At 71.1% G+C, this 18,417-nt stretch carries 15 protein-coding genes; 10 read left to right on the forward strand and 5 right to left on the reverse strand.

The window, feature by feature from the left end:
* Positions 1-8: 8 nt before the first annotated feature.
* Positions 9-494 (forward strand): DUF4142 domain-containing protein, encoded by a 486-nt coding sequence (locus QBJ89_RS13210; RefSeq protein ID WP_277980948.1) that lies wholly within the window; start codon positions 9-11, stop codon positions 492-494.
* A 376-nt stretch (positions 495-870) separates the two neighbouring features.
* On the opposite strand, the gene QBJ89_RS13215 is transcribed toward QBJ89_RS13210, so the two are convergent.
* On the reverse strand, positions 871-1,896 hold the full coding sequence (locus QBJ89_RS13215; protein ID WP_277980949.1) for a LacI family DNA-binding transcriptional regulator: 1,026 nt from the start codon (positions 1,894-1,896) through the stop codon (positions 871-873).
* Between the two features lie 508 nt (positions 1,897-2,404).
* Here QBJ89_RS13215 and QBJ89_RS13220 point away from each other — a divergent pair.
* Genes QBJ89_RS13220 through QBJ89_RS13230 form a run of 3 tightly spaced genes read left to right on the forward strand, consistent with a single transcriptional unit; the run spans position 2,405 to position 7,553 of the window.
* Positions 2,405-4,186 carry an alpha-amylase family glycosyl hydrolase gene (locus QBJ89_RS13220; RefSeq protein WP_277981016.1) on the forward strand — a complete coding sequence of 594 codons (1,782 nt, stop codon included), beginning with the start codon at positions 2,405-2,407 and terminating at the stop codon, positions 4,184-4,186.
* Positions 4,183-6,063 (forward strand): alpha-glucosidase family protein, encoded by a 1,881-nt coding sequence (locus tag QBJ89_RS13225; RefSeq protein ID WP_277980950.1) that lies wholly within the window; start codon positions 4,183-4,185, stop codon positions 6,061-6,063. Before QBJ89_RS13220 ends, QBJ89_RS13225 begins: the two co-directional genes overlap by 4 nt.
* Positions 6,060-7,553 (forward strand): MFS transporter, encoded by a 1,494-nt coding sequence (locus QBJ89_RS13230; protein ID WP_277980951.1) that lies wholly within the window; start codon positions 6,060-6,062, stop codon positions 7,551-7,553. The genes QBJ89_RS13225 and QBJ89_RS13230 overlap by 4 nt, the downstream gene beginning before the upstream one ends.
* A gap of 95 nt (positions 7,554-7,648) precedes the next feature.
* Here QBJ89_RS13230 and QBJ89_RS13235 read toward each other — a convergent pair whose 3' ends face one another.
* The 3 genes from QBJ89_RS13235 to QBJ89_RS13245 all read right to left on the reverse strand — a co-directional run bounded on the left by QBJ89_RS13235 (position 7,649) and on the right by QBJ89_RS13245 (position 9,777).
* Positions 7,649-7,852, reverse strand: coding sequence for a hypothetical protein (locus tag QBJ89_RS13235; protein ID WP_277980952.1), 204 nt, complete (start codon positions 7,850-7,852; stop codon positions 7,649-7,651).
* A gap of 85 nt (positions 7,853-7,937) precedes the next feature.
* Complete coding sequence (locus tag QBJ89_RS13240; protein ID WP_277980953.1) at positions 7,938-8,660, reverse strand: NTP transferase domain-containing protein; 723 nt, start codon at positions 8,658-8,660, stop codon at positions 7,938-7,940.
* 10 nt (positions 8,661-8,670) lie between these two features.
* Positions 8,671-9,777, reverse strand: a complete 1,107-nt coding sequence (locus QBJ89_RS13245; RefSeq protein WP_132908946.1) for an inositol-3-phosphate synthase — start codon at positions 9,775-9,777, stop codon at positions 8,671-8,673.
* A gap of 129 nt (positions 9,778-9,906) precedes the next feature.
* Between QBJ89_RS13245 and QBJ89_RS13250 the strand changes: the two genes are divergently transcribed.
* Together QBJ89_RS13250 and QBJ89_RS13255 are read left to right on the forward strand one after the other, a co-directional pair.
* Positions 9,907-10,776, forward strand: a complete 870-nt coding sequence (locus QBJ89_RS13250) for a CDP-alcohol phosphatidyltransferase family protein (RefSeq protein WP_277980954.1) — start codon at positions 9,907-9,909, stop codon at positions 10,774-10,776.
* An 89-nt stretch (positions 10,777-10,865) separates the two neighbouring features.
* Positions 10,866-11,408 carry a superoxide dismutase family protein gene (locus QBJ89_RS13255; protein WP_277980955.1) on the forward strand — a complete coding sequence of 181 codons (543 nt, stop codon included), beginning with the start codon at positions 10,866-10,868 and terminating at the stop codon, positions 11,406-11,408.
* Positions 11,409-11,579: 171 nt separating this feature from the next.
* Here the strand turns inward: QBJ89_RS13255 and QBJ89_RS13260 are convergent, their stop codons facing one another.
* Positions 11,580-13,130 (reverse strand): spinster family MFS transporter, encoded by a 1,551-nt coding sequence (locus QBJ89_RS13260; RefSeq protein WP_277980956.1) that lies wholly within the window; start codon positions 13,128-13,130, stop codon positions 11,580-11,582.
* 228 nt (positions 13,131-13,358) lie between these two features.
* On the opposite strand from QBJ89_RS13260, the gene QBJ89_RS13265 reads away from it, so the two are divergent.
* From QBJ89_RS13265 to QBJ89_RS13280, 4 genes are all read left to right on the forward strand, one after another.
* Positions 13,359-15,554: a prolyl oligopeptidase family serine peptidase gene (locus QBJ89_RS13265; RefSeq protein ID WP_431522536.1), complete on the forward strand. Its 2,196-nt coding sequence runs from the start codon at positions 13,359-13,361 to the stop codon at positions 15,552-15,554.
* A gap of 172 nt (positions 15,555-15,726) precedes the next feature.
* Entirely contained in the window at positions 15,727-17,283 is a 1,557-nt protein-coding gene (locus QBJ89_RS13270) for a GAF domain-containing protein (RefSeq protein ID WP_277980957.1), read from the forward strand.
* A gap of 2 nt (positions 17,284-17,285) precedes the next feature.
* Positions 17,286-17,663 (forward strand): response regulator, encoded by a 378-nt coding sequence (locus tag QBJ89_RS13275; RefSeq protein WP_277980958.1) that lies wholly within the window; start codon positions 17,286-17,288, stop codon positions 17,661-17,663.
* On the forward strand, positions 17,660-18,403 hold the full coding sequence (locus tag QBJ89_RS13280) for a Crp/Fnr family transcriptional regulator (RefSeq protein ID WP_277980959.1): 744 nt from the start codon (positions 17,660-17,662) through the stop codon (positions 18,401-18,403). The genes QBJ89_RS13275 and QBJ89_RS13280 overlap by 4 nt, the downstream gene beginning before the upstream one ends.
* Positions 18,404-18,417 lie beyond the last annotated feature (14 nt).

The raw sequence follows: 18,417 nt of genomic DNA on the forward strand, positions 1-18,417 counted from the left end.
GAGGAACGATGCGCGCGATCGCCGGGCTGATGGCGCTGGCCGGTGCGGTGACGACCACCACCGCGGCGGCGCAGGCGATGTCGCCGGCGCGCTACCTCGAGGCCGCGGGCGCGGCCGACGTGTACGAGCGCGCGGCGAGCCAGATGGTGCTGGAGTCCACCACAGACGCGAAGGTGCGCGACGTCGCCCGCATGATTATGGCCGACCACGCGCGTGGCAGCGCGACGCTGCGCGCCGCGGCGGCGCGCGCGCGGGTGCGCGTGCCGGCGGCGGCGTTGACCCCGCTCCAGACCGAGCTGATCGCCGAGCTGCGCGCCGAGACCGGCCTGGCGCGCGACGCCACTTATGTCGCGCAGCAGCGCGCCGCGCACGCGCGTGCGCTGGCGCTGCACCAGGCCTATGCCGCGGGTGGCAGCGCGGCGGCGCTGAAGGCCGCGGCAGCCCGCATCGCGGCGGTGGTGGCGCGCCATGCGGAGGCGCTGAAGGCGATGTGACGGGCCGCCCGGCGATCGCCTGCGCTGCGTCGGTTCAGCGTCGGGAAGGCCTGATCCGCTCCGACCACATCGTGCTTCGTCCACCCGCCGACCGTCGCTCGCCACCGCGGCTCCCCGCGGGCGATAAAAACACCCTTCTTCGACGGGTGCCTGCGCCGAACCTCTACAAAGCTCCCAGATCCCTACGCGATCGCGGGAGGGCACATGCACGTCAGGGCCTGGAGCGCCCGGCGTGCTCCTGCGTACACGAGGCCGCTACGAACCAACTCGGCGTCCCGCTCTCACGGCCATGATCCCCCGACCGGGAGAGCCGCTGGCGCGGCACATGCCACCGCTCAGCGCCCCCGCGTCTTCGCGTGAACCTACTCCTGCCGCGTCACGTCGACGCGCGCACTACCAGGGTCGCCGGCAGCGTGAGGTGATCGGTCGGCTCGCCCGCGATCTGCCGCACCAGCGTGTCGACCAGCACCGCGCCCGCGCGCGCATAATCCTGCGCCACGGTGGTGAGCGGCGGGCGCGTCAGGCTCGCCGCGGGGATGTCGTCGAAGCCCACCACCGACACCGCGCGCGGCACCACCAGCCCGGCCTCGTCGAGCGCGCGCAGCGCGCCCAGCGCGATCAGGTCGGAGGCGGCGAACAGCGAGTCGAAGCCGATGCCGCGCGCGATCAGCCGCTGCGTCGCCTCAAAGCCGGCCTGCTCCGATGAGAGCGCGTCGACGTGCAGCCCCGGGTCCGCTGCCAGCCCGGCTTCGCGCAATGCGTCGGCGAGGCCGCGGTAGCGGTCGCGGAACTCGGGATAATGATCGCTCGCCTCGCCGACGAAGGCGACGCGGCGGCGCTTGCGCTCGATCAGGTGACGCCCCACCGCGGCACCGCCGGCGCGATTGTCGCAGCCGATCACCGTGCCGAGTCCGCCGCTGGCCGCGACCGAGCCGTAGCGCACGAAGCGGGTCTTCTGCCCGACCAGCTGCTCGACGCGCGCGCGGTACAGCTGCCAGTCGCCGTAGCCGAGCAGGATCAGCCCGTCCGCCTTGCGCGAATCGGCATAGTCGACGTGCCAGTCGGCGGAGAGCTGCTGGAAGGAGGTGAGCAGGTCATAGCCGCGCAGCGCGCAGGTCTTCAGGATCGATCCCAGCATCGACAGGAAGAAGGGGTTGATGTGCGAATCGTCGGGCAGCGGGTCCTCGAAGAACAGGAGCGCCAGCGTGCGCGCCTCGCCCTTGCGCAGCGACGAGGCGGCGCGGTCGACCTTGTAGTTGAGCTGGCGCGCGATCGCCTCGATGCGCAGTCGCGTCGCCGCGCTCACCGTCTTGTCGCCGCGCAGCGCGCGCGACACGGTGGGCTGCGAGACGCCGGCCAGCGCGGCGATGTCGAACGAGGTGACTTTGTCGGACAGCGCCATGGCGGCGGATCGGTCTCTCCAGCGGGAGCATCTTCTACCGCGCGGGGAACCCGCTGTGAATACGTATGCCCTGCGCTGGCCAAGCGCGCCGGCGCGCCGCATCAGGCGGCGAACAGCGCGGGGCGTCCCGACGCGGCACGGGGAGGGTGAGCGGATGGTGGTGTCGTGGTCGGCGTCGGGAGTGTGCTCCCGCGGAAGCGGGAGCCTAGGGCCACGGGGCGGTAGGTCGGCGGCTCTGGGTTCCCACGTGCACGGGAACACGAGTGAGGTGAGGACGCCTTCCTCTTCCTTGTCGTCGCGGCAGGAGCTTCACGCCGCCACCCCGTCCGCGCTGTCGTCGCCAGAGCGGCACGCCGCCTCTCCGTCATCCCGAATTCGTTTCGGCATCCACCGTGCCGTTTACTCGACGGTCGCGGCGCTCGCGGGACCGTGGATCCTGAAACGAGTTCAGGATGGCGCTAGAAGAAGGAGCTCCTGCTTCTTCACCCGCGCACTCACCCTCGCGGCACTGCTCACCAGCGCCACCCCCGCATTCGCCGACCCGCTGGCCGAGCTGCGCGCGCGTCCGCCGCAGGACGAGGTGATCTACTTCGCGCTGCCCGACCGCTTCGACAACGCCGACCCGAGCAACGACCGCGGCGGGCTGAGCGGCGACCGGCTCGTCACCGGCTATGACCCGACCGGCAAGGGCTTCTACCACGGCGGTGATCTCAAGGGGCTGACGCGCCGGCTCGACTATGTCGAGGCGCTCGGCGCGACCGCGATCTGGGTCGGCCCGATCTTCCGCAACAAGCCGGTGCAGGGGCCCAGGGGGCAGGAGAGCGCGGGCTATCACGGCTATTGGATCACCGACTTCGAGCATGTCGACCCGCATCTCGGCACCGACGCCGAGTTCAAGGCGCTGGTCGACGCCGCGCACGCGCGCGGGATCAAGGTCTATATGGACATCATCGTCAACCACACCGCGGACGTGATCCGGTATCGCGAGTGCGGCGACTGCGCCTACCGCAGCCGCGCCGAATACCCATACCAACGCCGCGGCGGCGTCGACGGCACCGCGATCAATCCGGGCTTCGCCGGCGACCAGGACCAGAGCGCGGCCAATTTCGCGCGCCTGACCGACCCGAGCTACGCTTACACCCCGTTCATCCCCAAGGGTGAGGAGAAGGCCAAGTCACCGGCCTGGCTCAACGACATCACGCTCTACCACAATCGCGGCAACAGCACCTTCAGCAACGAGAGCTCGACGATGGGCGATTTCGTCGGGCTGGACGATCTGATGACCGAGAACCCGCGCGTCGCCAGCGGTATGATCGAGATCTTCGGCGGCTGGATCGACCGCTTCGGCGTGGACGGCTTCCGCATCGACACCGCGCGCCACGTCAACCCCGAGTTCTGGCAGCGGTTCGTCCCCGCGATCCTGGTGCGGGCGAAGGCGCGCGGCATCCCCAACTTCCACGTCTTCGGCGAGGTGGCGGCCGACCAGCTCGATCCCGGCCCGCTCGCGGTCCACACGCGCGTCGACAAGCTGCCGGCGGTGCTCGACTTCGCCTTCCGCCGCGCGGTGCTCGACACGGTGGCGGGCACGCGCGGCACCGATGCGTTCGAGACGCTGATCCGCGGCGACGCATTGTACGAGGGCGGCGAGGCGGTCGCGCGCACGCTCCCCACCTTCGTCAGCAACCATGACAACGGCCGCTTCGCTTTCTACGTGCGGCAAGCGCTGCCCCGGGCCAGCGACGACGAGGTGCTGCGTCGGGTCGAGCTCGCCAACGCGATGCTGCTCATGCTGCGCGGCGTGCCGACGATCTACTCGGGCGACGAGCAGGGCTTCACCGGCGACGGCAACGATCAGGACGCGCGCGAGGACATGTTCGCCAGCCGGGTCGCCAGCTACAACGACAACCGCCTGCTCGGCACCACCACGACCACCGCCACCGCGCATTTCGGGCGCGACAACCCGCTGTTCCGCCAGATCGCGGCGCTCGCGCGCGTGCGCCGTGCCGAGCCGGCGCTGCGTGCGGGGCGGACGCTGCTGCGCGCGCGCGGCGACACGCCGGGGCTGCTCGCGGTGTCGCGCGTCGATCCGGTGAGCGGGCGCGAGATCCTGCTCGCCTTCAACACCTCGACCCGGCCGATCGAGCGGATGGTCGAGATCGGCGTGCGCGGTGCCACTGCCGCCACGCTCGCGGGGGAGGGCTGTGCCGTGCGCGCGGCGGCGCCGGGATCGCTGCGTGTGACCTTGCCGCCGCTCGGCTATGCCGTGTGCGCTATCGGAGAGACAGAATGACCGACCCGTGGTGGAAGGGCGCCGCCGTCTACCAGATCTACCCGCGCAGCTTCGCCGACGCGAACGGCGATGGTGTAGGCGACCTGCGCGGCATCACCGCGCATCTCGACCATGTCGCTTCGCTCGGCGTCGACGCGATCTGGATCTCGCCCTTCTACACCTCGCCGATGCGCGATTTTGGCTATGACGTCGCCGATTACTGCGACGTCGACCCGATCTTCGGCACGCTCGACGACTTCGACGCTTTGGTGGCGCGCGCGCACGCGCTGGGGCTGAAGGTGATCACCGATCAGGTCTGGTCGCACACGTCGGAGCAGCATCCCTGGTTTCGACAAAGCCGCCAGCGCCGCGACGGCGACAAGCACGACTGGTACGTCTGGGCCGACGCGAAGGCGGACGGTTCGCCGCCCAACAACTGGCAGTCGGTGTTCGGCGGCCCGGCCTGGACGTGGGACGCGCGGCGCCAGCAATATTACCTCCACACCTTCCTGCGCGAGCAGCCCCAGCTCAACCTGCGCACCCCGGCGGTACAGGAGGCGCTGCTGGCGGTCGGGCGCTTCTGGCTCGAGCGCGGCGTCGACGGCTTCCGGCTCGACGCGATCAACCACGCGATGGGCAGCGCGGCGCTGACCGACAACCCGCCCGCGCCGCCCTCGAACAAGCCGCGGACCCGCTCGTTCGACTTCCAGCTCAAGCAGCACAGCCAGGATCAGCCCGACATGCTGCCCTTCGTCGAGCGCATCCGCGCGCTGACCGACGAATATCCCGATCGCTTCACCGTCGCCGAGATCGGCGGCGAGGAGAGCGACTGGGTCCGCAAGGACTATACCGCGCCGCGCCGGCTCGACACCGCCTATGGCTTCGATTTCCTCTACGCCGAGCAACTCACCCCCGCACTGGTGCGCGCCGCGCTGGCGCAATGGCCCGGCGCCGCGGGGGAGGGCTGGCCGAGCTGGGCGTTCGAGAACCATGACGCGCCGCGCGCGGTGTCGCGCTGGGCGCTGCCCGAGCATCGCGACGCCTTCGCGCGCGCCAAGATGGTGCTGCTGGCGGGGCTGCGCGGCAATATCTTCCTCTACCAGGGGGAGGAACTCGGGCTGACCCAGGTGGCGGTGCCGTTCGAGCTGCTCCAGGACCCCGAGGCGATCGCCAACTGGCCGCTGACGCTCAGCCGCGACGGCGCGCGCACGCCGATGCCGTGGCAGGCGGAGGGGCCGGGGCATGGCTTCACCGCGGGGACGCCGTGGCTGCCCTTCGGCGCGGACCATGGCGCGCTGGCGGTGGACGCACAGGAGGCCGACGCGGGCTCGCTGCTGCACTGGACGCGGCGGCTGCTGGCGCTGCGCCGCGCCCATGCGGCGCTGCGGGTGGGAACGATCGCGTTCGTCGATCTGGGGCCAGGCGTGGTGGCGTTCGAGCGGGTCGCCGGGGACGAGCGGCTGCTGTGCGTGGTGAACCTGACGGCCGAGCCGCGCGAGCTGGTGCTGCCCGACGGTGTGACGCTGGTGGCGAGCGGGGTGAGCGGGGCGCGGTTCGAGGGCTATGGCGCGCTGCTGGCGCTGCGTGCCCCGGCGAAGGCCGGGGCCCAGTTGAGGGACGGTTCCGCCCCTCACGTGCCGCCCGCTGCTGGGCCCCGGCCTGCGCCGGGGCACGCGAGTGATGTGGGGCGGGACTCGTCCTTCAGCGGTGCCCCGGCGGAGGCCGGGGCCCAGGTGGGTGACGGTTCCGCATCTCACGCGCCGGCCGCAACCGGACCCCGGCGTTCGTCGGAGTGGACGGGAGAAGGGGACAAGTCGTCGCCGCTCGTCGCGGTTGACGCCCCCGCCGACGTCGACGTTGCCCCTACTACCACCCCGCTCGCGGTCCCCCGCGCATGACCCAGCCGCGCCGCCGCCACCAGTCGCTCGCCGGGCTGGCCAACATCAGCTTCGGCTTCTTCGGGATCCAGATCGGCTTCGCGCTGCAGAACGCGAACATGAGCCGCATCTTCCAGTCGCTCGGCACGCGGCTCGACGACCTGCCCGCGTTGTGGGTCGCCGCGCCGCTCACCGGGCTGCTCGTGCAGCCCGTCATCGGACACCTCAGCGACCGCACCTGGCTCGGCCGCTTCGGGCGGCGGCGCCCTTATTTTCTTGCCGGTGCGCTGCTCGCCGCACTGTCGCTGCTGGTCATGCCGCTCAGCCCCGGGCTGCTCGTCGCGGCGCTGATGCTGTGGGTGCTCGACGCCTCGCTCAACGTCTCGATGGAGCCGTTCCGCGCCTTTGTCGGCGACATGCTCGACCGCGACCAGCACGCCGCCGGCTATGGCGTGCAGACCGCCTTCATCGGCACGGGCGCGGTCGTCGGCTCGATCTTCCCCTGGCTGCTCGAGCAGGCAGGCGTGTCGAACGTCGCGCCGCCCGGCGTCATCCCCGCTTCGGTCCGCGTCGCTTTCTGGGTCGGCGGCGCCGCGCTGCTGCTGAGCGTGCTGTGGACGGTACTGACCACGCGCGAATATTCACCCGAGGAGATGGACGCGTTCGATGGCGCGCGCGCCGCGGACGCGGCCGAGGGCCATGCCGCGCTCGCCGCGCGCGGTGACCGCGCTCCACTCGCCTGGCTCGGCGCTGGCGCGGCCGTGGTCGCGCTCGTCGCCGCGCTCGGGCTGGAGAAGGAGATGTACCTGCTCGGCGCGCTGCTCGCCGGCTACGGCATCGCCAGCCTGGTCGCCATCCGTCGCGCGCGGCGGGGGCGGAGCGCGGGGATGCTGGGGCATCTCGTCGGCGACTTCGCGGGCATGCAGCCGCTGATGAAGCGGCTGGCGCTCGTCCAGTTCTTCAGCTGGTCGGCGCTGTTCATCATGTGGATCAACACCACGCCGGTCGTCACCGGCGCCTTCTACGGCGCGCCCGACGCGGCCAGCTCCGCCTATCAGGAGGGCGCCAACTGGGTCGACGTGCTGTTCGCCACCTACAACGGCGTGGCGGCGCTCTCCGCGCTGCTGCTGCTACCGTGGCTGGCGCGACGCGTCGGCAAGGCGCGGACCCATGCGGTCGGGCTCGGCTGCGGCGCGCTCGGCTTCGCCAGCATGTTCGTGGTGCCTGACGCGCGCTGGCTGCTGCTGAGCGAGGTGGCGATCGGCATCGCCTGGTCGACCATCCTGGCGATGCCCTATGCGATCCTCGCCTCCGCGCTGCCGCAGCGCAAGCTCGGGGTGTATATGGGGCTGTTCAACGTTTTCGTGGTGCTGCCGCAGCTGCTGGTGGCGACCGTGATGGGATCGATTACCAAGCATCTCTTCCCGACCGAGCCGATCTGGACGATGGCCTTCGCCGCCGCGACGATGCTGGTCGCGGCAGGCGCGATGCTGCGGGTCCGGGTGGAGTAGGCGAGGCGGTGCCCGTGTTCCTGCGCGCGCGGGAAACCAGAGCCACGAGCGTACCGCCTGTAATCCTGGGTCCCGCGTGCAGGAGCACACAACGTCTACGGCCGGCCGGGCGCCTTCTCGCCGCCTTCCGCGGCCAGCGCCATCGCGCGCGCGGTGCCGGTGGCGGGCTTGAGCCGGGTCGCCGCCGCGTCGCGGCCGTAGTTGAGGTAAAGTACCGTTGCGATCAGCAGAGCGATCGCGAGCAACGCGGGCCAACCGGCGAAGCTGCGGTAAGAGAAGCCGTGCTTGTCAGTGTCCATGGCGTTCCTCGTGCGAGAGAGTCGCCGGTGCAATGACACAGTCGGCAGTCACGTTCCCGCTGATCGAGGTTACATTTTCTTGCTGTCAGGCGGCGCGGGGATGCGCCGAGAGCGCGGCCTCGGCCTGATCGAGCGCGCGCGGGTCGTCGACGTCGAGCCACCAGGCGTCGCCGACGTCCACCACCCGCGCCTCGCCGCGCGTCGCCAGCGCCTCGACCCCGGCCGAGATCGAGCCGCTGCCGCCCGCCGCGATCGACTCGCGGAGCGCGTCATGGAAGCGCGCGTCGACCGCGAACACGCCGGTGTCGTAGCAGTCATAGTCGGGGAGGTGCTTGCCGATCGCGACGATGCGGTCGCCGTCGGTGCGCACGCGGGTGACGTCGTCCAGGTCCACCAGCGGGTTGTCGAGCCGGCGGTCGACCCCGAGCGTCAGCGCCGCTTCGGGTGCTGCGGCGACGCGCGCGATAAGCGCCGGGTCGAGCAGATGGTCCGCCATCATCAGCAGGTGGCGGCGCGGGCCGATCGCCGCGGCGCCGGTCAGCACCGAATGGCCGTTCGCGAGCGACCAGTCGGGGGTGCGTACGCAGCGCAGCGGCACCTGCAGCGTGGCGGCGACGGAAGCGAGGTGACGCTCCAGCCGCTCCCCCTCATGTCCCGTGACGACGGTGACGTCGGTCACGCCGCCGTCGAGCGCGGCACGCAGCACGCGCTCGATCAGCGGGACGCCGTTGACGGGAGTCAGCGGCTTGGAGGGAGAGACCGCGCGCAGCCGGCTGCCATAGCCGGCCGCGACGATGAGCGCGTGCAAGGGGCGGGCCTTACTCGGCGGCGAGGCGCGCGTCGGCGTGGATGAACTCGTTGGTCATCGCTGCGGCCACGTCGTCGGTCACCTGCTGCGGCGGGTGCTTGCAGAAGAATGCCGACGGACCCTCGAGCGCGCCGGCGATGCCGCGCTCCAGGCCGAGCTTCACGCAGCGGATCGCGTCGACCACGACCGCGGCCGAGTTGGGCGAATCCTCGACCGACAGGCGCAGCTCGAGGTTCATCGGCACGCCGCCGAACAGGTCACCCTCCAGCCGGAGGAAGCACAGCTTGTTGTCGCCGAGCCAGGGGATGTAGTCCGACGGGCCGACGTGAATGTTCTCGTCCGCGAGCCGCTCGGCGATCACCGCCTGCACCGCCTCGGTCTTCGACTCCTTCTTGCTCGCCAGCCGGTTGCGGTCGAGCATGTTCATGAAGTCGGTGTTGCCGCCGGTGTTGAGCTGGTAGGTGTGATCGATCGTCACGCCGCGCTGGCCGAACAGGTTCGACAGCACGCGATGGACGATCGTCGCGCCGACCTGCGCCTTCACGTCGTCGCCGATGATCGGCAGGCCGGCGTCGGCGAACTTCTTCTCCCACTCGGGGCGCGAGGCGATGAACACCGGCATGCAGTTGACCACGCCGAGGCCCGCCTCGAGCGCGCACTCCATGTAGAACTCCGTCGCCTCCTGGCTGCCGACCGGCAGGAAGTTGACGAGGATCTCGGCACCGGTGCGCTTGAGCTCGGCGATGATCTCCGCCTTCTCCGCGTCGCGCGTGTCGTTGATCTCGAAGCCGCGGTCGTTGGCGGCGGTGAGCATGTGCGGCGCGACGCCGTCCAGCTTGGCACCCATCTTCACGATCGTCCCGGTCTTGGGCACGTCCGCGTGGAATACCTTGGTGCAATTCGGCTTGGCGAAGATCGCCTCGCCCAGGTCGAGGCCGACCTTGCGCGAGTCGACGTCGAACGCCGCGACGAAATCGAGGTCGCCGACCTTGTAGCCGCCAATCTCCTCATGGATCAGACCGGCGGCGGTGTTGCTGCCGGCATAGTGGTATTTGCCCTGCACGAGGCTGCTCGCGCAGTTCCCAACCCCAATGACCGCCACCTTGATCGAAGCCATTCTACCCCACTTGTCGGCCCCTAGCCGAGCTGAAGACATATACGTTGCCGCTTCGTGACAGATACGTGGCAACTGTCAAGCGGACCGAACGCCTGTATAGGCGCGCCGGGGCAAATGCACGAGGAACGCGTGAACGATTCCGAACCGGCTGTGGCGGGGAAGCCGCGGGAGCTTCAAGGCTTTCTGAACAGGACGATCTATCACCCGCTGGCGCACCTGCTGGCGCGCGCGCTGGTACCGACGCCGGTGACGCCGAACATGGTCTCGATCGTCGGCGCGCTGATGGTGATGGCGGCGGCGGTGCTGTACGCGCGGGTGGGAACGCCCGCGGCGATCGCGCTCGGCTTCCTGCTCCACTGCCTGTGGCACGTGGTGGACGGCGCCGACGGCGCGTTGGCGCGGTTGTCGGGGCGTGCGTCGCCCTCGGGCGAGATCGTCGACGGGCTGTGCGACTATGCCGGGCACGCGGTGATGTACACGCTGCTCGGCGCGGCGATGGACGACCGCATCGGCTGGATCGCCTGGCCGATCGTGGTGCTCGCGGGGGTGAGCCGCGCGGTCCAGTCGGTCTTCGCCGAGAGCCAGCGCCGGACCTACCAGTGGTGGGCCTATGACGTGCCGTGGCTGCAGACCGCCAAGTCGGGCGGCGACGGCATCGGCGTGCGGCTCTCCGCGCTGTATCTCTGGGCGTGGCACAAGATGTCGGGGCCGACGCAGGTGGTGAACGCACTGGTGGCGAGCGCTGCCGCTGATCCGCCCGAGCGCCGCCGCATCGCACAGATCGCGCGCGAGGAAGGGCGCAAGCTGCTCCCGGCCGCCGCGGTGCTCGGCGCCAACCCGCGCACCATCCTGCTCGGGCTCAGCATGATCGCGGGGACGCCGCTGTGGTTCTTCCTGATCGAGATCGTGGTGCTCAACGTGGTGCTGGTGCTCGCGATCGTGCAGGCTGCCTATGTCGGGCGGCGGATGACCCAGCTGATCGCGCACGGGCACCGCTGACCTGCGCCGGCGGCGCGCGGGAACCGCGTGCGCGACCCGCGGGTTGCCTGCGGCAAGAACATGGATCAGCGAGATTTAGGGAGCGAGCGATGCGACGGATCACGGCGATGACGACGGTGGGGCTGGCGACGCTGGCGCTCGCCGCGTGCAACGACCAGGCGAAGATGGACACGGGGGCGCCGATGGCCGGCGGCGCGAGCGCCACCGCGCAGCTCGCCACCGCGACGGGCGCGCCGGTCGGCCGCGCCACCGTTACCGAGGTGGCGGGCGGGCTGCGCTTCACCGTGGACGCCAACGGCATGCCGCCGGGGACGCACGGCGCGCACGTCCATATGGTCGGTCGCTGCGACCCGCCGGGCTTCGAGAGCGCGGGCGGTCACTGGAACCCGACTCAGATGAAGCACGGCGCGATGAACCCGCAGGGGCCGCATCAGGGCGATCTGCCCAACCTCGTGATCGGCAACGACGGCCGTGGCACGATCGGTGCGACGATCCCGGGCGCGACCATGGCCGGGCTGCTCGACGCCGACGGTGCCGCGATGGTGATCCACGCCGGGCAGGACGATCTGAAGACCGATCCCAGCGGCAACTCGGGCGCGCGCATCGCCTGCGGCGTGTTCCAGGCGGGGTGAGGGGACGCGGCGGACGCGCCTTTTACCTTCTGGAGTCATCCTGAGCTCGTCTCAGGATACGCGGTGCCGCGTACTGATATGCCGGGGCGCTCGCGGGACAGGAGACCCTGAACCGAGTTCAGGATGACGCCGGAGGGTGAGGAGAGACGGGCACGGCTCACTCGCCTCGCCTCATCCCAGCTCCCCCGCCGCCCGCGCGCGGGTCTCGCGCGTCCGCTCCGCCTCGGGCACCAGCCGGTAGGCCGCCACGCCCGCGGCCACCCCCAGCGGCACTACTGCCAGCAGCGCCAGCATCCCGGTCGACAGGCTGCCGCTCAGCGTCGAGATCCGCCCCGCCAGATACGGCCCGAGCGCCAGCCCGAGCAGTGTCGTGCCGATGAAGAAGGTCGCGGTCGCGGTGCCGCGCATCCGCGGCAGCACCAGGTCCTGCGTCGCCGCCGCGGCCGAGCCCAGTCCCCAGCTCGCCAGATATTGCGACGCGAACAGGCACAGGTAGAGCGTCAGCGGCGTGCTCGCGGTGAAGCCGATCACGAGGAAGGGCACGGGCAGCACCGCGCCGCACAGCACCGGTACCAGCCGCCCGGACGGGTTGGTCCGCCGCAGCCGGTCCGCGATCAGCCCGCCGCTCGTCACGCCGAGGAACCCCGACAGCGCCGCCCCGCCGCCGAGGATCAGCCCCGCCTGCGCCGGCGACACGGCGAGCTCGCGCATCGCATAGGGCGCCGCCCAGAAGGACGCGGCATAGCTCAGGAAAGCGTTGAGCCCATAGGCCACCACCACGCACAGGAAGGCCGGCGTGCCGACGATCAGCGCGAAGGTGGGCGGGTCGCGCTGACGGAGCGCGCTCGCCCAGGAGAAGACCGCGTACACGCCGGTGCCGACCGCGATCCACTGAGGCAGCGGCTCGCCCAGCGCGTGCAGCAACGCCACCGCCGCGACGACCGCCGCCAGCGCGACGAGGTTGACCGCCAGCGCGCCAGCTCCGCGCCGCGCCGCCGCGATCAGCGTGAGCGGGGGCAGGATCGTCAGCAACTCGCTGGCGAAGGCGCGGAATGGCGCGGGATGGAGCGCGGGCGCGGGCAGCCCCTCGACCGCGCCGCGCACCGGCTCGCGCAGCGTCGCCACCAGCGCGGCGAGCAGCAGCCCGGGCAGCCCGACCGCGAGGAAGGCGGCCTGCCAGCCGGCGAGCCCGAGCGGCGGGTCGGTCGGGAAGGCGCGCTGCCAATGCTGCACCACCAGCCCGCCGACCAGCAGCGAGCACCCCCCGCCGACATAGATGCCCGCCGAGTAGATCGACAGCGCGGTGGCACGCAGCTTGCGCGGGAAATAGTCCGAGATCAGCGAATAGGCCGAGGGCGAGGCGGTCGCCTCGCCGACGCCGACGCCGACGCGCGCGGCGGCGAGCTGCGCGCCCCCGTTCGCCAGCCCCGACAGCGCTGTCATGGTCGACCAGAGCGCCAGCCCCACCGTCATCAGCCGTACACGGTGCCAGCTGTCGGCGAGGCGGCCGAGCGGGATGCCGAACAAAGCGTAGAAGACGCCGAAGGCGGTGCCGTAGAGGAAGCCCAGGTCCTCGTCGCGCAGGTGGAGGTCGCGCTTGATGTCCTCGGCGAGGATCGAGATCACCTGCCGGTCGACGAAATTGAGGATGTAGACGACGAACAGGACCGCGAGCACGTACCACGCATAGCCGCTCGCGCGCTGGTCGCCGTCCGGGATCATGCCCGTTCCCTCCCGATGTCTCTCGTTGGCCGGAGCGTAACAGAGGAGCGGCGGGAGGGAAGGGGGCGCCGCCGTTGTGGGGCATGGACACCCGCTTGTCCGGTGTCATCCTGGCCTCGTCTCAGGATCAACCGGGCTCCACGTTCGACCGTGCGTAGGGGTGGTCCGCCATCGGGAGCGCGTGCCGCGCCGGAGGCCGGGGCACGGTCCGGCTCGAGGCAGGTCGCCATGCCATGCAAGCGAAGCTTTCGCGCCCGCCCTCCTCCGCACTCCAGCTCCACCCACCCGCCTCATTGCGCCGCCGACACTTTCGTCCATGATCGCGCGCGTCCCATCTTCCGCGGAGTCGTCCCCATCGTGCGTCCAGCGCTCTCCCGTCTCGCTCTCTGCCTCGCCTTGCTCGCCGCCCCCGCCGCCGCGCAGCAGCCGCCCGCCGCCGCCGCGACGGACGGGCCGACCCGCCGCTTCACCGGCGCCGACCTGTTCGGCCTGTCGGTCGCGAGCGATCCGCAGATCAGTCCGGACGGGAAGACGATCGTCTACGTCCGCCGCTCCGGCGACATCATGACCGACCGCATGGCCTCCTCGCTCTGGCTGATCGACGTCGCCAGCGGGCGCCAGACCCCGTTCGCGACCTCGGGCAACTCGCCGCGCTGGTCGCCCGACGGCACCCGGATCGCCTATGTCGCGGGCGACGGCGAGCAGTCGCAGCTGTTCGTGCGCTGGCTCGCCAGCGGGAGCAGCGCGCGCGTCACCTCGCTGCCCGGCGATCCGGGCGCGCTCGCGTGGTCGCCCGACGGCACCCGCCTCGCTTATGTCGCCACCGTCGCGGGCGAGGGCACGACGCTCGGCAAAGCGCCCGCCAAGCCGGAGGGCGCGAAATGGGCACCGGGGCTGGAGGTGATCGACCGCGTCACCTATCGCAACGACGGCGCCGGCTATCGCAAGCCCGGCTATGCGCACCTGTTCGTCGTCGCCGCGGACGGCGGCGCGGCGCGCCAGCTCACCTTCGGCCGCTTCGACGACGACGGCCCGCTGGCGTGGAGCCCCGACGGGCGCCGGCTCCTCTTCGCCGCGATCCGCGCCGGCGACACCGAGCGCGAGGTGCTCAACTCCGATGTCCAGTCGGTCGACCTCGCCAGCGGTACCGTCACCGCGCTGACCACACGGCAGGGTCCCGACGCCAACGCGCGCTTCTCGCCCGACGGCCAGCGCGTCGCCTGGATCGGCTTCGACGATCACCGCCGCGGCTATGAGGACGCGCAGGTCTACGTCGGCGGGGCCGACGGCGGCGCGCCGCGCTCGCTCACCGCCGCGCTCGATCGCAGCGTCGAGGACGTGCAATGGGCGCGCGACGGGCGCAGCCTCTACGCCAGCTACGACGACCGCGGCCAGCGCAAGCTCGCGCGCATCGGCAGCGACGGCAAGCTCGGCGTGATCGCCGACAATCTCCAGGGCAGCGGGCTCGACCGGCCCTATACCGGCGGCGACTTCTCGGTCGCGCGCGACGGCACCGTCGCCTACACCGGCGGCGACGCCGGCGCGCCCGCCGACGTCTGGGTGCTCGCGGGCGGCAAGCCGCGCCGTCTCACCCAGCTCAACGCGGTGATGGTCGCGGCCAAGACGCTCGCCCCCGTCCGCAAGCTGAGCGTCACCGCGCCCGACGGCCGCGCAATCGACGCCTGGCTCGCCACCCCGCCGACGCGCGCCGCGGGGCAGCGCGTGCCGCTGATCCTCGAGATCCACGGCGGCCCGCACTCGGCTTATGGCCCGACCTTCGCCAGCGACGTCCAGCTCTACGCCGCGGCGGGCTATGCCGTGCTGTGGGTCAATCCGCGCGGCTCGACCTCCTACGGCGCCGAGTTCGCCAACCTGATCGACAAGAACTATCCGTCGGCCGACTATGACGACCTGATGGCCGCGGTCGACGCCGCGATCGCCGACGGCACTGCGGATCCGGACAATCTATTCGTCACCGGCGGCTCGGGCGGCGGCGTGCTGACCGCCTGGATCGTCGGCAAGACTCACCGCTTCAAGGCGGCGGCGACGCAGAAGCCGGTGATCAACTGGCTCAGCGAGGCGCTGACGATGGACAACACCACCTTCACCTCGCGCTACTGGTTCAGCAAGCTGCCGTGGGAGGATCCGATGAGCTATTGGGTGCGCTCGCCGCTCAGCCTCGTCGGCAACGTGACGACGCCGACGCTCGTGGTGGTGGGCAGCGAGGATTATCGCACCCCGGTGAGCGAGTCGGAGCAATATTACGCCGCGCTTCAGATCGCCAAGGTGCCGACCGCGCTGGTGAAGGTACCGGGCGCTAGCCACGGCGGCTTCACGTCGCGGCCGTCGCAGTCGGCGGCCAAGGCAGCGGCGATCCTGGCGTGGTTCGACCGCTATCGCGGCGCGGCGGGGCGGCCCCGGTGAATTGAGGTCGGTGTCGGCCGTGGCACCCGATGCGTGACGCTCCCGGCCGTGCTCGATGCCAACCTGAGCGCGCGCGCCCGGCACCCCAGGCCGGCTGCCTTGGGACACAGGTTAAGGTGTTTAATCTGAGCTATTTACGTCGCGGGACGTTGGCCGGGGAAGGGTGACAGCGATGAGGATGGAGCCGCGCGACGAGACCAGCCTGCTGGCGACGCTCGCGCGCAAGAACGCGGTGCTGGAGGGCATCAACCGGATCTTCCACGAGGCGCTCACTGCTCCCTCGCTGGAGGCACTCGGCCGCGTCTGCCTTCGCGTCGCCGAGGACGTCACCGGCGCCTCCTTCAGCTTCATGGGCGAGATCGATCGCGCCACCGACCTGCTGGACGAGATCGCGATCAGCGAGCGCGGCTGGGCCGCGTTCGAGGCGGCGAAGAGCGACTGGCCGCAGAGTGAGGTGCCCACCGGCCCGACCATCCACGGCCTGTATGGGCGCGTGCTGCGCGAGGGGAAGGGACTGATCTTCAACGACGCCGCCACCCATGATGATCGGATCGGCACGCCCGCCGGCCACCCGCTGCTGGAAAGCTTCCTCGGCGTGCCGCTGCACCAGAACGGCGCGGTGATCGGTATGGTGGGCCTGGGCAATCGCCCCGGCGGCTTCCGCGACGAGGACCTCGCCGCGGCCGAGGAACTGGCCCCCGCGATCGTGCAGGCATTGTACAGCAAGCGCGCCGAGATGGCGCTTCGCGACAGCGAGGAGCAGCGCCGCCTGACGCTCGAGCTGGTGCCCGCGATGCTGTGGCGCGTCGATCTCGCCGGCCTGCGTATCGCGTCCAACCAGCAGTGGCACGCGATCACCGGCCAGACCGACGAGCAGGCCTCGAACGGCGGCTGGATGGAGCTGATCCACCCGAGCGAGGCCGGCAAGGTGAGCCGCGCCTTCCGTCGCGCTTATGCCGCGGGCGAGCCCGTGACCGTGCAGTGCCGCGTGCGCCAAGCCGGGGGCGGCTATCGCGCGCTGCTGATCCGTCAGGTGCCGGTGCGGGATGGCGCCGGCCGGATCACGCATTGGTTCGGCGCGGCGACCGACATCAGCGACATGCAATTGCTCGAGGAGCGCCAGCGCGTGCTCGTGGCCGAGCTGCAGCACCGCGTGCGCAACATCCTCACCGTGGTGCGTTCGGTGTTCGCGCGCACCGTCGAGGGCGCCGAGTCGCTCGACGACGTCGCCGACCATTTCCGCGGGCGGCTCGACGCGCTGGCGCGCACGCAGGTGAGCGCGACGCTCAACGCCAGCGGCACCGTCGACCTGGAAAATCTGATCCGCGACGAGCTGCTGAGCGTCGGCGTCAGCGACGGTCCCGGGCTCACCATGACCGGCCCCGACGTGGCGCTGCCGTCGGGGGCGGTCGAGCTGCTCGGCCTCGCGATCCACGAGCTCGCGACCAACGCCTTAAAGTTCGGCGCCTTTCGCGCGCCAGGAGGGTCGCTCTCGATCGCCTGGAATGTTAATGTAGATGGAAGATCGGTGCGCCGGCTTGACCTTAGTTGGGTTGAGCAGGGTGTGCCCGCTATCCCGATTCGGCCGACGCGGCTGGGGTTCGGGACCGAGTTGATCGAGGAGGCTCTACCGTATCGGCTCGGTGCCGAGACGCGGCTCGAGTTCCGCGGTGGCGGCGTGCGCTGCACCATCGGGTTGCCGCTGGGCGGCGACGAGGAAGGGGCGTGACGATGCCGGGGCGACTCGCGGGCAAACGGATCCTGGTCGTGGAGGACGAATATTTCATCGCCTCCGACCTGCGCCGCGCGCTTGCCGCCGAAGAGGCGCTGGTGATCGGTCCGGTGAGCAGCCTCGCCGCCGGGCTGGACCTCGCCGAGCGCGAGGGGATCGCCGCCGCGCTGCTCGACGTCAATCTCGAGGGTGACTCGTCGCTCGCCATCGCCGACCGGCTCGCCGCGCGCGGCGTGCCATTCGTGTTCGTCACGGGCTACGACGATTGGGCGCTGCCCGACGCCTATCGCCACGTGCCGCGTATCTCCAAGCCCTTCGCGGTGCCGACGGTGCTCGCCGCGCTGGACCAGTTACTCGCATCGGAGGACGTGCCATGATCCGCGCCGCCACCATCATCGACGATCGCCAGCCCGCGCTGCAGCGCCTTGCCGCACTGGCCCCGCTCGACGCCGAGGCGATTGACACGATCGTCGCCGCCGCCGGGCAGGCACAGACGATCCGCGCGCGCCGTGAGCTGGTGAGCGAGGGGCGCGAGATCGCCGAGCCGCTGCTGCTGCTGCGCGGCTGGGCGGCGCGGGTGCGGCTGCTGCCCGACGGGCGGCGCCAGTTCCTCAGCTTCCTGCTGCCCGGGGACGTGGTCGGCCATTGCCCGCAGCCGCGCCCCGTGGCGGTGGCGACGATCGTCGCGCTCACCGACGTGCTGGTCTGCGCCGCGCCGCCCGCCGCGCACGGCTCGGTGCTGGGTACGGTCTATGCGGTGGGCGACGCGCTGGATCAGGCCTATGTGCTGGCGCACGTGACACGACTCGGCCGGCTCAACGCGCAGGAGCGGATCGGTGACCTGCTGCTCGAGCTGCACGAGCGGCTGACGCTCAACGGGATGGCGCGCGGCACCAGCTTCGACCTGCCGCTGACGCAGGAGACGCTGGCGGACGCGCTGGGGCTCACCTCGGTCCACGTCAATCGCATGGTGCAGCAGGCGCGGCGCGAGAACGACCTGCAGTGGAAGGGCGGTCGGGTCACGCTGATCGATCCGCCGGGGCTCGCGCGCAAGATCGGCCGCGTGCCGGTGCGCGTGTCCGCCACGGTGGGGCCGCAGCCGGCACGGGCGCGGTGAGGTAACGTGATCCT

It is taken from the genome of Sphingomonas phyllosphaerae (genome assembly GCF_029623345.1).
Classification (GTDB): domain Bacteria; phylum Pseudomonadota; class Alphaproteobacteria; order Sphingomonadales; family Sphingomonadaceae; genus Sphingomonas; species Sphingomonas phyllosphaerae_C.

What these genes read in the sequence shown, in the direction of transcription:
- QBJ89_RS13210 (WP_277980948.1), top strand. Translation starts at nt 9, where the DNA reads ATGCGCGCGATCGCCGGGCTGATGGCGCTGGCCGGTGCGGTGACGACC.
- QBJ89_RS13215 (WP_277980949.1), bottom strand. Translation starts at nt 1,896, where the DNA reads ATGGCGCTGTCCGACAAAGTCACCTCGTTCGACATCGCCGCGCTGGCC.
- QBJ89_RS13225 (WP_277980950.1), top strand. Translation starts at nt 4,183, where the DNA reads ATGACCGACCCGTGGTGGAAGGGCGCCGCCGTCTACCAGATCTACCCG.
- QBJ89_RS13230 (WP_277980951.1), top strand. Translation starts at nt 6,060, where the DNA reads ATGACCCAGCCGCGCCGCCGCCACCAGTCGCTCGCCGGGCTGGCCAAC.
- QBJ89_RS13235 (WP_277980952.1), bottom strand. Translation starts at nt 7,852, where the DNA reads ATGGACACTGACAAGCACGGCTTCTCTTACCGCAGCTTCGCCGGTTGG.
- QBJ89_RS13245 (WP_132908946.1), bottom strand. Translation starts at nt 9,777, where the DNA reads ATGGCTTCGATCAAGGTGGCGGTCATTGGGGTTGGGAACTGCGCGAGC.
- QBJ89_RS13255 (WP_277980955.1), top strand. Translation starts at nt 10,866, where the DNA reads ATGCGACGGATCACGGCGATGACGACGGTGGGGCTGGCGACGCTGGCG.
- QBJ89_RS13260 (WP_277980956.1), bottom strand. Translation starts at nt 13,130, where the DNA reads ATGATCCCGGACGGCGACCAGCGCGCGAGCGGCTATGCGTGGTACGTG.
- QBJ89_RS13265 (WP_431522536.1), top strand. Translation starts at nt 13,359, where the DNA reads ATGCCATGCAAGCGAAGCTTTCGCGCCCGCCCTCCTCCGCACTCCAGC.
- QBJ89_RS13270 (WP_277980957.1), top strand. Translation starts at nt 15,727, where the DNA reads ATGAGGATGGAGCCGCGCGACGAGACCAGCCTGCTGGCGACGCTCGCG.
- QBJ89_RS13275 (WP_277980958.1), top strand. Translation starts at nt 17,286, where the DNA reads ATGCCGGGGCGACTCGCGGGCAAACGGATCCTGGTCGTGGAGGACGAA.
- QBJ89_RS13280 (WP_277980959.1), top strand. Translation starts at nt 17,660, where the DNA reads ATGATCCGCGCCGCCACCATCATCGACGATCGCCAGCCCGCGCTGCAG.